This is a genomic window from Allopusillimonas ginsengisoli (assembly GCF_004153455.1).
Taxonomy (GTDB): Bacteria; Pseudomonadota; Gammaproteobacteria; order Burkholderiales; family Burkholderiaceae_B; genus Allopusillimonas; species Allopusillimonas ginsengisoli.
This window is the reverse complement of record NZ_SDQE01000001.1, coordinates 281,570-296,625: the sequence shown is the minus strand read 5'-3', so window position 1 is coordinate 296,625 and position 15,056 is coordinate 281,570. Positions and strand designations below refer to the sequence as shown.

At 59.9% G+C, this 15,056-nt stretch carries 15 protein-coding genes; 5 read left to right on the top strand and 10 right to left on the bottom strand.

The features are described 5' to 3' along the window. Positions 1-30: 30 nt before the first annotated feature. The 4 genes from pap to ERE07_RS01505 form a co-directional block, all read right to left on the bottom strand. Positions 31-1,539: a polyphosphate:AMP phosphotransferase gene (gene pap / locus ERE07_RS01520; RefSeq protein WP_130007105.1), complete on the bottom strand. Its 1,509-nt coding sequence runs from the start codon at positions 1,537-1,539 to the stop codon at positions 31-33. Between the two features lie 126 nt (positions 1,540-1,665). Next, positions 1,666-2,052, bottom strand: coding sequence for an RNA-binding S4 domain-containing protein (locus ERE07_RS01515; protein ID WP_130007104.1), 387 nt, complete (start codon positions 2,050-2,052; stop codon positions 1,666-1,668). A 58-nt stretch (positions 2,053-2,110) separates the two neighbouring features. After that, positions 2,111-3,337: an MFS transporter gene (locus ERE07_RS01510; RefSeq protein ID WP_130007103.1), complete on the bottom strand. Its 1,227-nt coding sequence runs from the start codon at positions 3,335-3,337 to the stop codon at positions 2,111-2,113. Next, positions 3,330-4,649 carry an SGNH/GDSL hydrolase family protein gene (locus ERE07_RS01505; protein ID WP_130007102.1) on the bottom strand — a complete coding sequence of 440 codons (1,320 nt, stop codon included), beginning with the start codon at positions 4,647-4,649 and terminating at the stop codon, positions 3,330-3,332. Before ERE07_RS01505 ends, ERE07_RS01510 begins: the two co-directional genes overlap by 8 nt. A gap of 100 nt (positions 4,650-4,749) precedes the next feature. Here ERE07_RS01505 and ERE07_RS01500 point away from each other — a divergent pair, with 100 nt between their 5' ends. Then, positions 4,750-5,658 (top strand): LysR family transcriptional regulator, encoded by a 909-nt coding sequence (locus ERE07_RS01500; protein ID WP_130007101.1) that lies wholly within the window; start codon positions 4,750-4,752, stop codon positions 5,656-5,658. 141 nt (positions 5,659-5,799) lie between these two features. Continuing rightward, positions 5,800-7,845: a DUF4139 domain-containing protein gene (locus ERE07_RS01495; RefSeq protein WP_167670697.1), complete on the top strand. Its 2,046-nt coding sequence runs from the start codon at positions 5,800-5,802 to the stop codon at positions 7,843-7,845. 52 nt (positions 7,846-7,897) lie between these two features. Here ERE07_RS01495 and ERE07_RS01490 read toward each other — a convergent pair whose 3' ends face one another. The 5 genes from ERE07_RS01490 to ERE07_RS01470 form a co-directional block, all read right to left on the bottom strand. Continuing rightward, positions 7,898-8,641 (bottom strand): YggS family pyridoxal phosphate-dependent enzyme, encoded by a 744-nt coding sequence (locus ERE07_RS01490; protein ID WP_130007099.1) that lies wholly within the window; start codon positions 8,639-8,641, stop codon positions 7,898-7,900. A 63-nt stretch (positions 8,642-8,704) separates the two neighbouring features. After that, positions 8,705-9,691 carry an LLM class flavin-dependent oxidoreductase gene (locus ERE07_RS01485; protein WP_130007098.1) on the bottom strand — a complete coding sequence of 329 codons (987 nt, stop codon included), beginning with the start codon at positions 9,689-9,691 and terminating at the stop codon, positions 8,705-8,707. Between the two features lie 57 nt (positions 9,692-9,748). Beyond that, positions 9,749-10,507 carry an alpha/beta hydrolase family protein gene (locus ERE07_RS01480; protein ID WP_130007097.1) on the bottom strand — a complete coding sequence of 253 codons (759 nt, stop codon included), beginning with the start codon at positions 10,505-10,507 and terminating at the stop codon, positions 9,749-9,751. Between the two features lie 3 nt (positions 10,508-10,510). Further along, positions 10,511-11,710 (bottom strand): DUF3182 family protein, encoded by a 1,200-nt coding sequence (locus ERE07_RS01475; protein ID WP_130007096.1) that lies wholly within the window; start codon positions 11,708-11,710, stop codon positions 10,511-10,513. 120 nt (positions 11,711-11,830) lie between these two features. Further along, positions 11,831-12,376: a PRC-barrel domain-containing protein gene (locus ERE07_RS01470; protein WP_130007095.1), complete on the bottom strand. Its 546-nt coding sequence runs from the start codon at positions 12,374-12,376 to the stop codon at positions 11,831-11,833. A gap of 286 nt (positions 12,377-12,662) precedes the next feature. Between ERE07_RS01470 and ERE07_RS01465 the strand changes: the two genes are divergently transcribed. From ERE07_RS01465 to ERE07_RS01455, 3 genes are all read left to right on the top strand, one after another. After that, complete coding sequence (locus ERE07_RS01465; RefSeq protein ID WP_425330952.1) at positions 12,663-12,842, top strand: glycine zipper 2TM domain-containing protein; 180 nt, start codon at positions 12,663-12,665, stop codon at positions 12,840-12,842. A 105-nt stretch (positions 12,843-12,947) separates the two neighbouring features. Further along, positions 12,948-13,094 carry a lmo0937 family membrane protein gene (locus ERE07_RS01460; RefSeq protein WP_130007093.1) on the top strand — a complete coding sequence of 49 codons (147 nt, stop codon included), beginning with the start codon at positions 12,948-12,950 and terminating at the stop codon, positions 13,092-13,094. A gap of 232 nt (positions 13,095-13,326) precedes the next feature. Beyond that, complete coding sequence (locus tag ERE07_RS01455) at positions 13,327-14,223, top strand: mechanosensitive ion channel family protein (RefSeq protein WP_130007092.1); 897 nt, start codon at positions 13,327-13,329, stop codon at positions 14,221-14,223. Between the two features lie 31 nt (positions 14,224-14,254). Here ERE07_RS01455 and ERE07_RS01450 read toward each other — a convergent pair whose 3' ends face one another. Further along, positions 14,255-15,028, bottom strand: coding sequence for an IclR family transcriptional regulator (locus tag ERE07_RS01450; RefSeq protein ID WP_280634346.1), 774 nt, complete (start codon positions 15,026-15,028; stop codon positions 14,255-14,257). Positions 15,029-15,056: the final 28 nt, after the last annotated feature.

Genomic DNA, 15,056 nt, shown 5'->3' with positions numbered 1-15,056 from the left:
GTTTCGATATTGAATGGCGGAGCGGTGAAGTCAGGACAATACGTTTACTTGATCGCCCACCTCGGGCTCCCTGAAGCGTGGTTTGCGCATGGCTTCGAGCGCCAGGGCGATCGTCTTCACGATATGCACGCGCGCCGCACGCTTGTCGTCGGACTGTACGGTATGCCAAGGCGCATGTTCGGTGCTGGTGCGGGTCAGCATATCGTGTCGCGCTGCCTGATAGGCCTTCCACTTGGCTCGGTTGCGCCAGTCGTCCGGCGTAATTTTGAATGTCTTGAAAGGTGATGCTTCGCGCTCGCGAAAACGGCGAAGCTGCTCCTCTTTGGACACGTCCAGCCAGAATTTCAGCAACAGGGTACCGTTGGCCGCCAATTGCAGTTCGAAGTCGTTGATTTCGTCATAGGCGCGGCGCACGGCCGGCGGTGGTGTCAGTCTTTCGACGCGCTCCACCAACACCCGACCGTACCAGGAGCGGTCGAAGATGGCGATCTTGCCATGCGCCGGCAATTTGCGCCAGAAACGCCATAGATAGGGACGAGAGGCCTCATAGGCCGAAGGCGCGGAAATGGGGTGAATGTCAAAGTTGCGAACGTCCAGTGCGGCAGTGACGCGCCGGATACTGCCGCCTTTGCCTGCGGCATCCAGGCCTTCGAATGCCAGCACCAGTGATTTGTGCGAGAAGCTTTTGTCGCGCACAGCATGTGCGAGCCTGGATTGCCAGTGCAGGAGCTCATCGTCGTACGATGATTTTCTCAGGGCAGGCGTCTTTGGCGGTCGGGCGGGCAGCGGCAGAAGGGTGGCGGGCAAGGGTTCATCCGCCTGGACGCGGCGCGCGGTACCGCGCTTCAGTGCGGACAGGATTGCCTGAGCCGCGCAGAGTGTGCGCATGTCCTCGTTTGCACTGGGAATGACGATCCATGGCGCATGGCTGCGATGCGTTTGACTGATGGTCAACTCGCCGGCGTTGCGCAGACGGTCGAACTTCTTGCGGACCTTCAGATCGGCATGGCTGACACGCCAGGCCGTTTCGGGATCCTTTAGCATTCGATTTGCGCGCTCTTTCTGGGCCTGGCGCGACAGATGAAACCATAGCTTGACGACCTGCACGCCCTCTGCGGCGAGCATGGCTTCGAAACGGTTGATCACGCGCGCATACATGGCCATCTTGGCCGGATCCGGTTTTTTGCGTGCTGCCTCCGTCAATAAAGTGCCGTACCACGAACCGAACACCACGCCGGTTTGACCCTTGCGGGGCAAGTCGCGCCAGTAGCGCCACATGGCGGGGCGCATCGCTTCCTGATGGGTGAGATCGCCATAGGCCAAGGTATGGATATGGCGAGGGTCCAGCCAGGTGTTGAGCAGGTTGATGGTCGAGCCTTTACCGGCGCCGTCGATGCCTGCAAGCACAATCAGCAGTGTCTGGTCAGCCGCCTGCAATCGTCGATATTGTTCTTGCAGCAATTCAACACGCAAGGTTGCTTCCTGCTCCCTGGCGTCGTCATGGGACATCATGGGGTCGGTTTCTGCATACTGGAACATGAGCGCCTGCCTCTGGAAAGTATCAGATAAGACCTGATTGTCGCATTGATGACGTGGACGACAACTTTGATCCGGTTCGTGGCAGGCCTCGACCTTCAGGCGGGGGGGGGATGTCAAAAGCCAGCGTCAACCGCCCCCTCGTAAACGCTCAATCAATCGCCTGTCTCGCTTGGTGGGCCGACCATCGGTGAGATCGCGGGCAGGTTCAGGCGCCAGCCTGCGCGCTTCCGCTGCCTGCTCTCTTGCGGCAATGCTTTCGGACGTTTCGGCATAAAGTTGTTGGGCAATGTGCGCCGGGCCGCGTACGGCGCTGATGGCCTTGACAATGACTGTGGTGGTCGTATCGCCGCGGCGTACTGCAATTGTGTCGCCTGGCTTGACCTCTCGCGATGCCTTGACCAATTGCTGGTTGACCTGCACCCGGCCCTTGCCAATTTCTTGGGCGCATAGGCTGCGGGTCTTGAAAAACCGGGCGGCCCACAGCCATTTATCGAGACGTATTTGTTCATGCATGCATGTGATTATGCCTCGCGTTGAGCCCGGCAGCCAGTATTAGGCGCCGGCTCAACAGTCACGCCTGCTGAGGCTGTTCGCCCACTTGGACCGCAGGGGTGCGGCGCGATAGCCACCAAAGAGGAAGCAAGCCCAGCATCACGACTGCCACACCCGCCCAGGGCGTCAGCCCGATATCGCCGCGAGCCACCATTACACCGCCCAGGCTTTCGCCCAAGGCGATGCCCAGATTGAAGGCCGAAATATTCAGGGCCGAGGCGAAGTCCTGGGCGCGGGGCGTATAGCGCTCGGCTGTGGCGAGCATGCCGGTCTGAAAGCCAGGCGACATGCCGAAGGCGATCGCTCCCCATGCAAAGAGCAGCGCAATGACCGGTATGCGGTAGGGCAGCAGGAAAGCCAGCGCGGCCAGCACGATGGCCAGCAGCACAAACATGCGGGCCAGCGCAATCTGCCAACCCAGGCTTGCTGTGACGCGTCCACCCGCCAGGTTGCCAATCAGCGTCGCTACACCAAATACCATGAGCAGGGCGCTGGCAGTCGTCGGGGTAAAGCCGGTGATATTGATCAGAATCGGCGTGATATAGGCAAAGGATGCGAAGCTCGCGCCGAAACCCATGGCAGTGATGGCCATCATGGCAAGAATAGCAGGATGGACGAGGGCGGAGAGTTGTGTGGACAGCTTCCCGGATTCAGGTGTTGAGACGCTGGGTAGCCAATACGCCGTTGCCAGCCAGGCGAGTGCGGCCAGAACGACGACTGCATAAAATGGCAGGCGCCAGCCATAGCTATTGCCCAGCATGCTGCCCAGCGGCACGCCGATTACCATTGCGAGCGTCAGCCCAGCGAACATCGCGGCGATGGCTTTGCTCGCCTGACCCTTGGGTGCGAGACTCGCTGCAACCGTCGCGCCAATGGCAAAAAAGCTGCCATGCATGATTGCGGTGACAATTCGGCCTAGCAACAGGCTATTAAAATTTGTCGATAGCGCCGACAGCAGGTTGCCGAGCAGGAATATTGCCACGAGCGTCAGCAGTACGGGCTTGCGTGGAAAGCGCGCTAGCGCCAGTACGGTGACTGGCGTCCCCACGGCAAGCGCAAGTGCGTATAAGCCGACCAGGCTGCCGGCGCGCGCCAGCGATACGCCCAGGTCGTGGGAGATCGCCGGCAATACGCCCACCACAATGAACTCCGCGACGCCGATGGCGAAGGCGGTAACGGCAAGCGCCCAGACACCTGTGTGTACGGATAGCCGTCCAGCCGCGGCACTGTTTTCGTATTTATTCATGATGTGCTCCCTGTTTGACGGAATGGCTGGGTGCCAGCACGGTCTCCAAAGGCACTGAGTCCGCCATGGCGCGGTTGCCTTTATCGCCGGGGTGTAGATGGTCCCCGGAGTCAAAGGCTGTCTGGAGACGGTTCGGATGAAGGGGATCGCGCAGTTGTCGGTCGAAATCAACGACGGCGTCAAAGACGCCGCTATGCCGTATCCAGCGGTTGAGCTGTTGACGCAAGGCGTTCTTGTCCGCGTTGTAATAGTTATTGAGCGGCGTGTTGGGCAGCGCCCCTTCAAACGGTGTCAGCGTGGCGCCGATAAGTTTTATGCCTTTTCGGTGGGCTTGTTCGGCCAACTGGCGATATCCGGCGGTCAGCTCGCTCAGCGTGGGCCTTGCATGATGCGGGGCGAACAGGGTGCCGGGCCAACTGATGTCGTTGATTCCAAGCAGTACGATCACGCTGCTGACACCGGGCAGGCTCAGGGCATCGCGCTCGAAACGAGCCACACCATTGACGCCCATGCCGTCCCTGAGCAAGCGTGCGCCGGATATGCCGGCGTTGACGACCGCCACGCCTTGCGGTGCCAGCCGCTTGGCCAGAAAGTCCGGCCATCGCGTATCGGCATCGAGGCTGGCCATATTGCCGTCTGTGATTGAATCGCCAATGATGGCCACTGCCTGGGCCGACGCAGTGGCTTCGACTTCAATGCCAGTCAGCAGCACACGCGCGGTGATGGTGTTGGCGGTATCGATGGCCTGGGCGGTGGTCTGGTTGCCCGGTGCTATCCAGGCAGTTTGCCGGCCATCCCAATGGAATGTTGTCAGTGGTGTTGTGTTGTCTGAATGAATACTGATGGCAAGGCGGGTCAGATCGGGGGTGGACAACGCGACCGGATCGCTCACCAAGGGTGCGCCTGGCGGGATGGTGGCATGGGCTTTGCCGCCAAACATCACTGTTTGCAGACTGTCGGGCTGAATCGCCGAACCGCCATCGCTTAGCGCGACGGTAACTGCATCAATGTTGAGTGGCAGATTGCCGTAAGCATTGGAGAACACCAGGCGAAGGCGGCGCCCGCCCAGGCTGATGCGGGCGATTTGACGCACGGTCTGGTTTTCCAGCGAAGGAGGAATCCCCGTGGGAAAAGCGAAGTCGGGCGTCCATACAGGTTGCGGGCTGGCTGTCCAGCTTGCAACCCAGTGTGTAGCGTGCGCCTGAGCGCCATCTGTGTTTGCTCTGGCAGAGGCACCGGTGGCCATCAGCAGGACAACGGATAAGAAACAAGCGTGCCGAAAGAACAGCACGTACGCCGCGGTAAGTTTCATGATTTGTGAATTCATAGTTGATTTACAAATAAATTATGAATTCAAAGCGGATCATGTACTAGACTATCCTGTGTTCAAACACTTATGAATTGAAGTCACAATGGCAAGACAGGAAATCAATCGTTCGCGAGAAATCGAAGTCTTTGTTCGGGTCATTGAGCTGGGCGGGTTTTCGGCAGCGGCGCGCGCCTGTGGTATGACGCCGTCGGCCGTCAGCAAGCTGGTCGCCAGGCTGGAGCAACGGTTGGGCATTCGGCTGGTCAACCGGTCCACACGGCAGTTGCAACTCACTCCCGAAGGCTGTGTGTTTTACGAGCGGGGCACCCGCATTCTGGCAGACCTGGACGAAGCGGAACGCTGCGCCAGCAAAAGCGTGCCGCGTGGCCGCCTGCGCGTGAACGCCAACGTGCCGTTTGGGCATCATTTCCTGTTGCCCCTGGTACCTGCATTTCTCGCTCAGTATCCCGATGTGGAACTGGATATCGTGCTCACTGACGAAGTGGTCGATATTCTCGAGCAACGAACCGATGTCGCGGTACGGGCCGGCCCGCTCAAGAGTTCCAGTCTGATGGCGCGAAAACTTGGCGAGACCCGTAAAAAGTTGCTTGCTTCGCCAGAATATCTGGCACGCCATGGCACTCCGGAGACGCTTGAAGACTTGCAGCGCCATAATCTGTTGAGCACCAATTACGTGCGCGCCCAGCGAGGCTGGCCGATGCGCAGCGAACAAGGCACCACCATTATTCCTGTGACCGGCAATGCGCAGGTCAGCGATGGCGAGGCCTTGCGTGGCCTAACGCTTTCTGGCCTGGGCATCGCCCGGCTGACCGCCTTTCACACTCGCGACGATATTGCAGCTGGTCGCTTGGTGGAAATACTGCCGCATCTGAACCCCGGTGATACCGAAGAAGTCCATGCAGTGTTCGTCGGGCACGGAGGTTATCTGCCACTGCGGGTTCGTGCGTTCCTGGACTTTCTCGTAGCGCACGTACATATCGATAAAGACTGAGTCACTCAGGCAAGGTATTGAGGCAGCCCGGTTCGGCATAGAATTGACACGAACCGATACCCAGGTCGCAGACAAGCATGCCGGGGCCGCCATGAGACAATGATTCTGCTGATGCAAGGCCCCGATTACAGAGGAACACCCATGACTCAACCTACAACACCGTTCACCCCCATCTTGCGGCATCTGCGCTTGTCGGCTTTGCCTCTGGCAATCATGGCGGCATTGGCTGGCGTGCCTGGCTCGGCCCTGGGGGCCACCAGCGGCAGGATACAGGCCATTACGCTTTCCTCGGGCGGGTTGGCGGAGATCTCGCGCAGTGCACAGGTAAGCGGGGGCGAATCCTTGCAGATACCTGTTCCGCTGGAGCAGGTCGACGATATCCTCAAGAGTCTGGTCGTGCGTGATCCGGCTGGCGCAGTGGGCGGGATTAACCTTGAAGGCCTGTCTCCGGTCGAGGAAACCTTCCGCCGCCTGCCGTTCTCGCCGGAGCAAATGTCGTCGTTGCCGGCGCTGGCGCAGGCGCTTCAGGGTGTGCCGGCGCGCGCAACCTCGGGCGGGCGCAGCATTGAAGGCATCATCCTGGGGGTCGCCTCCGAATCGGCCGAACAGCATGAACGCGGCGAGCCGGCGCCTCCCGCTCATGTGCTGTCGGTATTGGCCGATGGCGGGCAGATCAAGACGCTCGCACTGGGTAGCGATGCGGTGCTCGACATTCTGGACGATACGCTCAGCGCCAAGATACGCGATGCAGCGGCTGTCAGTGGTCGTGGTCGCACAGACCAGATGCGCAACGTTACCGTGACGCTGGCAGGTGAAGGAGAGCGTGCCGTGGGGCTGTCCTATGTGGTGCCTGCGCCGGTCTGGAAGACGGCTTATCGGCTCGTTACAGGCGACAAAGGGCAGGCGCGCTTGCAGGCCTGGGCGATTGTCGAAAATGCCACAGGCGAAGACTGGCAGGATGTCGACGTCACTTTGTCGTCTGGCGCACCTGTCACCTTGTCTCAACAGTTGCTCAAGCGATATTGGCACACACGCCCCGAAGTACCTGTCATGGCGCAAACCGCAGCGCCACCGCGTCCTGATGGAGAATCCGCCGTTGCGCAATCCCGGCAGAAACTAGAGCGTATGCGCGCGATGCCGGCGCACAGGCCCGCGCCCCTTGCCGCGGCGGGCAGTGCAGGCTTTATGGCCGACCAGGCCTACTCGGAAGTTTCGCCTCCGGCAAACGAAGCGCTGGCCACCGAAGGCCAAACCAGCGCAACCTACGCGTTTCCAAAACCCGTGAATCTGGCCGCCGGACAAATCTTTTCCGCGCCTTTTATCGACACGCAGGTTGAAGCGGAGCGAGTGTCCGTGTTCCGGCCAGGCAGTGGCACCCATCCCGTGGCCGCCCTTTATCTCAAGAACGACACCCAGGCCAGCCTGCCACCCGGCATTTTGACGGTGTACGACAATCAAGAAGGCTATGTTGGCGATGCGCAATTGCTCGTGGTTCCCAAAGGCGAAAGCCGAATGGCCAGCTTCGCCAGCGACAACAAGGTAACCATACGCAGCGAGCAAACCCCGAAAGAAATCATCAGCCAGGTCGCGGTTGCGGATGGCGTACTCAAGCTGACACAGATTGCCCGCCTGGATACCACCTATTCCATCACGGGAGCTGCCGATGCGCCGCGTACCGTTATCATCGAACATCCCCGCAGGGAAGGCTGGCGCTTTACCTCGGATGCCCTCGATAGCAGCACCGTTTCCAGCTATCGTTTGCGCGCCGCGCTTGCCGAAGGCGAGCAGGCTGACATCAAGGCGGCGGAGGAGCAAACTCGCAACGAAACATTTGCCTTGGTCGACGCCGACCAGGAAGACCTGTTGTACTGGTCTGGCGTCGCAGCCGATGCCAACACAGCATCACAGCTTGAGCAGCTCGCCCAGCTGCGCGCGGGCCTGGCCCAGTCGCAAGGGGCGCTCGACACACTGGCCAATGAGCGTGAGCGCGCCTCGCAGAACCAGGCCCGCATTCGTGACAATCTGACTTCTGTTCCCGAGCAGAGCGAGCTGGCGCAACGCTACCTGTCTGCCCTGGGCAAAGAAGAGGACAACATCGCCGAGCTGGACGTCAAGATAGCCCAGGCGAGGGCGGCGCTGGATAAGCAGCGTAAAGAAATGGCGGCATTCATCAAAAACATGAGTTAGCGTGGTGCGTTGCCGGGCTGTCACGCCTTATGGCTAAACCGGCGGGCCCAACTCAACCCTTTGCCGGCGCCTGGCCTTCGGGCCAGTAGTAATCGTCGTTATAAATGCGTCCGCCGAAAATAGCGGTACCGATGCGCACCTCGGTGGAACCCTCTTCGATGGCGATTTCGTAGTCGCCGCTCATCCCCATGGACAAACGCTCCATTTCAATGCCCTCGATCGCCTCTTCGCGCATGCGATCACGCAGTTCACGCAGTGTGCGAAAGCAGGCGCGCACGGCGGTCTGATCGGGCAAATTGATGGCCAGCGTCATCAGGCCTTTGATGCGCAGCGTAGGCATGTCGCGGGCAACCTGGCGCAGAAATTGAGGCAGATCTTCAGGCGCCATGCCATATTTGGTAGGCTCGGTCGAGGTCTTGATCTGGACCAGGGCATCGATGGCGCGGCCTTCCTGTTGCAGCCGGCGATCCAGCGCAATCGCCAGGTCAATGCGGTCGAGCGATTGAATCTCCGATGCCAGGCGGGCGATATCCTTGGCTTTGTTCGTTTGCAGATGACCAATCATGACCCAGTCGATGTTGCAGTCCGCCAGCGGTTCATATTTGCTGCGAATCTCCTGCGCCTTGTTCTCGCCCAGACGATGCACGCCGGCTGCCACAGCTTCGCGGATGGCATCTTCGCCAAAGGTTTTGCTGACGGGCAGCAGTGAAACCGAGCCGGCCGTTCGGCCACTGCGTTGCGCGGCGGTGTCTATGCGTTGTCGAATCAGTTGCAGGCGGGTGGCGATGGAGTCCATATTGCAGAGCGTCCAGAATAGTGAAGGCTTGGAATTGGGTAGCGTTGGATAGCGGTGGCGTTCCTACAGCGCGTCTTTCAGTTGCGCCATGATTTCGAAGGACCGCAGTCGGGCCGCATGATCGTACATATTGCAGGTGATCATGAGTTCATCGGCGCCGGTGCGGGCGATAAACGCGCGCACTTGCTCTTGTACGACGGGTGGCGAGCCGATGGCGGAACAGGCCAGTACATGATCAAGCAGGTCTTGCGCAGCGGGGCCCAGTTGTTCCAGATAGCCTTGGCGTGGTGGCGGTAGCTTGCCGGGGCGGCCGCTACGAAGATTCACAAATGATTGTTGCCACGAGGTCGCAAGATAATGCGCCTGCTCATCGCTATCCGCCGCAAATACATTGAAGCCCAGCATCACATAGGGTTTTTTCATGCGAACCGAGGGCTGGAAGGTGTTACGGTACACCTCGATGGCCTGCATCATCTGCTGCGGAGCAAAGTGTGACGCAAACGCGTAAGGCAGGCCATACGCGGCAGCCAACTGCGCGCCGAACAGGCTGGAACCGAGTATCCAGATCGGCACGTGCAGCCCTTTTCCTGGAACCGCAGTCACTTGCTGGCGAGGTGTTTCAGACATGAAATCCATCAGCTCCAGCACGTCCTGCGGAAACTCATTGGGGTCTGATGACAGGCTGCGGCGCAGCGCGCGGGCGGTCGCCTGATCCGAGCCGGGGGCACGGCCCAGGCCAAGGTCTATCCGCCCAGGATACAGGGACTCTAGCGTGCCGAACTGTTCGGCAATGACCAGGGGTGAATGATTTGGCAGCATGATTCCGCCGGCACCCACACGGATGTGGCGCGTGCCCGCCGCGACGTGGGAAATCAGTATCGACGTCGCTGCACTCGCTATACCGGGCATGCCGTGATGTTCGGCCATCCAGTATCGGTTGTAGTCCCATTTCTCGGCATGTTGCGCCAGATCCAGTGTATTGCGAAATGAGTCGGCAGCGGTGCCGTTTTCGGTGATGGGGCAAAGGTCAAGTATCGAGAAGGACGTCATGTTTGAGTTGTTGGCTTGCGGCGCTGCCTGCCGGCGTGCGCGGATAGTCTGTGCCTGCTACGGAACGCCCGTCCGGCTGCCTACACGCGCCCCGACGACCATCTCCGTAATCCAGTGTACCAGTATGGAAGTATAGGCCTGCTGCGCGGTTTTCTCCGAAAGCGCATGGTCTGCGTCGTCGACCACGCGGTGCGTCAGCGAATGCGAGTTTCGGAAAGCCGCGCGGTAGCTCATGATGGTGGCATGGGGAACCAGATGGTCATGCTGTGATTCGACAATCAACACATCCCCGGTAAACTCAGCGCAGGCTGCGAGGGCGCGATTTTCTTCCGGAGTAACCGGCGCCCCGCGATACAGGGCCAGGTCCTCGCGGTTGAGCTGGCGCTTAGGCGTGTCCCATTGATCGTCGCGGTACAACGAAGGCACACGCAATGAAAGCCACTTAACCGGGCGCAGGGTGGTCAGAATCGTGGAAAGGTAGGCCCCATAGCTGGTGCCGACTACGGCGATGGCACTGGTATCGATCGCGGGGTGTTGGGCCAGTTTGTCGTAGGCGCACACGATGTCGTGCAGATTTTCAGCGCGCGTGACCGTCTTTTGACGATCGGAGCCTCTTTCGTGGCCGCGCAAGTCGAAGGTCAGGCATACGCAACCCAGACCCGCGATGCCGCGCGCGCGATCCAGGTCGCGCTGCTGGCTGCCGCCCCAGCCGTGAACGAAGAGTACGCCGGGCACCTTGGATTCCGGCGCCAGGAACGTGCCCGCCAAGCGCTCATCTTCAATCACCAGTTCAATCTGTGTGCTGCGTGTTCCCATAAGTTATGCCATCGAGGGTGCCTTGTCGCCATTATCGGCAGGGCGTCGGCCGAGGGCAGCGTGTGCATGAATACCTGGCCTGCGATAGGGGCGGACTGTCACATATTTGCATATCGGACCGATTTCGCTGTCTGTGCCTTGATAGAGCAGTTGCGCATCTGGCGGCTGAGAAACCTCATCGCCAAACAGTTCCACCGTGGATGCGTAGACGGCCTCTTGCAAGGGGTTCTCGCGAAGGGACTCGATAGCGGCGATCTCCGCCGCGCTGGCGCCGCCGGTGCGCCAGGATTGTTCCAGGACGCCACTGCTTTGGGATCCGGCGTGATTGCGGCCGCGTGCAATATCGTAATTGCGGCGCGAAGCCAGCAGGCCTGGGTAGCAGGCGGTGGCCGCGCTGTCATACATGCGTGCCTTGGCGATGGCATCGCGACTGTTCTCATCCAGAGGCAGTGCCAGCAAGCGGTCGAAATCGCCGCGCACGACGAGCAGGCAAGATCCGCCATAGACCAGTTCTCCCTGGTTGTCCGGGGTCAGCGACTGCGTGCCAACATAAGTGATCAGATGCTCGCCCACGCGCACTCTGCCCACGCTGAACGTTTCCACGTCCTGCAGATTTTCTTCGAGCACCAACCCGTATTCCGCAAGATGTTCAGTGTCAAATCGCGCCAGGGCGTCGAGCATGGCGGATGCGTTTGCGATAACGGTTTGGCCGCGCCCGGCGGTGGCGAGCACGGGTTTGATCCGTACAGGTCCGTATTGCAGCATTTGCATCGCTGCGCGCTGTGCATCGTGGATGGAGAACGCCGTGAAACCCTGCAGTACAGCGTGCCTGGTCTGTCTTCCGAATTCGTGTGACCAACCTGAGGGAGCGGCTGCATCCGCATCGAAGACGGGGTGTGTGATGGCCTTGGTGGGGAGAAATGCATGCGGGGCGGCGCCGCCGAAGAGATCTGTTTCATCGCGCAGGCCCAGCCTGAGCGCGTGATCCGTACCGATAATCGTATCAGTGGGCAGCAGGTACACCCGACCCGCGTGCTGCGTGGCTGTTTGGTGATGACCGCCAAATTCCATGTCCAGTATTCCCGCCAGGCGGCGTGCCAGTTCGGCATGAACGGCGCTTTCGTGATCCGATTCCCGGCGGCGTGTGGAGTAGATCAGGACCGTCCCCGCGGTGCCCTGATTACGTTTTTGGGCAAGGCTCATTTTTATGCTCCTGCAACCGGTTCACTGTCGCAGCCTATGATACCGTGCGCCGGGCCGTTGGCATACCGCCCGCGGCCCGGCCCTTGCCCCATGCTGATGGGGGCGTGCTGGCGGGCTTGCTTATTTCGCGACTTCCACCTTTGGCAGCGCTTTGAGCTGATCCTTGGTGTAGCCAGGTAAAACCAGCTTGTCTTCGGTCTGGGTGATCTTGTCGTAGGGAATCGCCACATCCCGCGCGCCTACGCCCAGAAATCCGCCCGCGCCAACGATGAAATACGCAGCCTGTCCTTCTGACGACAGTACGACATCACTGATATCGCCGATTTTTTCGTCATTTTCGTTGAACACCGCCTTGCCCATGATGTTGTCTTTGACGCTCCAGCCCGAAATGGCCTCGGTTTGCTCTTCGGGCGCGGCGGGTGCAGCCTCTCCGCCAGGCATGGGCGCGGCGGCGCCAGGCGCGGCGGGCGCCCCTGTATCGGGAGCGGGCGCTGGCGCTGTGTCTGGTGCTGGGGCCGTGCCGGCTGCTGCAGGATCATTCGGCGCCGGTGCGCTCGTGGCGCCGGATGCGTCCCCCGCCGCGGCATCCGGCTGCGTCTGTGCATATAACACTGGTGCAAATATCATGGGTAACGAGCACGAGGCAACCGCGATTAATTTTTTCATTACTCTCTCCTGATGAATGACATGATGTCACCGGGAAAGTAGCAAGTACTGTGCCGCGCAGGCGATATGCATGGCGCGCCAGCACGGAATCGTCACGGCGAGCGGCAAAGCGGTGGCTGCCAGTTTGTGCGGCGCGGCGCAGCAAACCACAGAAGACGTTGACAGACACCTGACAGGCAGGCACGCTAGTTGCTGAGGTCAGTCTAACCCGGCGCGTCTTGCCGGATTCACTTGAAGCAGGGGGTTTCACATGAGAACGACTAAGCGATGCGCGACGATAGCGGTAATGGTTGTATTGATGTCCAGCTTGGCGGCCTGTAGCGGCATGTCACGCCAGGGCAAGAACACAGCCATAGGTGCGGGCGCCGGCGCGGTAGGCGGTGCTGTGCTGACAGGTGGTAGCGCACTCGGTACTGTAGGTGGCGCTGCGGTGGGTGGCGTTATCGGCCACGAAGTGAGTAAATAATACACACTAGTACACACAGGCTAGTATTTCACCTGCACGCGTCCTGGATCGAATGTTTTAACAAGAAAGCGGCAAGATGCCGATAATTCCAGAAGAGGAGTACCTATGCTTTATACCCTGGCCATCATACTGATAGTTCTTTGGCTGCTTGGTCTGGTGAGCTCGTACACCATAGGCGGGTTTATCCATATATTGATTGTTGTCGCGATTGTGCTGGTGCTGGTCCGTCTGATCAGCGGCCGCTCACCGTGATTTTAGGGCGGGAGCAGGGGTCGTGGGCCATGCTCCCGCCTATCCTGGACGATTATTGCCCCAGGACGACAAGCCATTGATGTGATTCGGTAATTTGCGGTAGTTCCCATTTTATCCGACCACTTGTCCACAGATGCGGGGGATAACCTGGCGCGTCGCTGTGTTTGACGTGTCGCTATGGGCTTGCTGGCTTGCGTACAATCTCTGTCAGTGTTTTTTTTGACGGATAATCATGCAAGACTATTTCGCCAGTGTTTCCGCGCTCATGCCATCCATAGAGCTGCTTGCTTTCAATTTGGCCGTCACCATCCTCATACTCGGTGTGGGGTGGTGGCTGTCATCTTTTGTAGGTCGCACCTTGCGCAAGGTGGCGGCGCGTTCCCCGCGGGTCGATCCCACCATTGTTCCCATGGTCTATACCGTCACGATATGGGCCATACGCGTGTTTGTCATCGTGGCCGTGCTCGCGCGCCTGGGCGTGCAGACCGCCAGCATTATCACCGTGCTTGGCGCGGCCGGGCTGGCGATTGGCCTGGCGCTTCAGGGTACGCTCCAAAACATTGCTGCAGGCATCATGTTGCTGATGCTGCGCCCCTTGCGGGCCGGTGAATATATTTCCGTGGTCGGAAAAGGCGATGGCACGGTTGCCGAAGTCGGGCTTTTTCTGACCCGTCTTATACAGTTCGATGGGGTGCATATCACCTTGCCCAACAGTGCCATATGGGGCAATCCCATCATCAACTACAGCCGCAACGCTACCCGGCGGCTTGATGTCGAAGTGGCCGTGCGTTACGACGACGATCTCGAGCTGGCATTGCGCGAGCTGGGCACGCTGGTCAATGAGCACGCCGATGTGCTGCCCGAGCCGGCGCCGCAGGTGATGGTCACGCAGTACAAAGAAAGCACCGCCATGGTCAATATGCGTGTGTGGGTATCTGCCGGAAAATACTGGGATGTGCGCTTCGACCTGTATCGTAACGGGGTACAAACGCTTGCCCGGGCGGGGCTCAAGTTGCCATTGCCGGTGCGCGAAATTCACACGCCGTCTCAGCCTGGCGCGGCCTTGGCAGGCGAAGCGCAACCTACGCAAGCAACGGACTCACCGGCTGAGAACGGCGGCACGGCCTAGCGTGCCCAGGCCTGCCGGAGGATAGGGGGCTTCACGCGGTACGATCCACCAGGCCTTTGAGTTCTGCTTGTATAAGGGCGGCGATTTCACGCTGCCGGGTTGCCGGCATGCGTTCGGTAATCGCCGTCACGCTAATGGCCAGAAACGGCTGGCCCTTGCCATCGGATAGCGCGCAGCCTACGCCCAGGGCGCCGCGAACCGCGTAGTTGCCGACGACTGAATACCCGCGCGAGCGGGTATTTTTGACTAATTGCCGCATTTGATGCGTGCCCATCCCGCCGTAGAGTTCCAGTTGGCCACTGTTTTTCGCAATGATATCGTCAATCGTTGCGTCGTCCAGGCGTGCCAGCAGCGCCATGCCGCCTGAGCCAACACCGAGCGGCTGACGCTTGCCCGCATAAGTGGCAAGGATCTGCACCGGGTAGCCGCCGATTTCACGCCAAAGGCTCAGGGACTCGTGACCATCGCGTACCACCAGGAAAACGGCATCGCCGGTTGCTGCAGCCAGCCTGCACATGGCGGGTCGGGCCAACTGGATGCGGGGATCCTGTTCGGCTTCGGCCGCCGCCGACAAGGGCTGGCAGGCGGCATAGCGTTTGGTGCCCACAATATTACGGACAAATCCGCTTTCTGTCAGTGCGGCAATAAGGCGGTAGATGGTAGGCCGCTGGAGCCCCGTGACACGCGCCAAAGAAGTGATATTCATCCCATCACCAGGGTTTTCCTGGAGCGCACGCAGCACAATTAGCCCGCGCCTGAGCGTGCGCGGTCCGGGATCACCCTGATTAGCTTCAAAATTGTCCACTGTGCGTACGTATCAGTTTGTAGTGTTC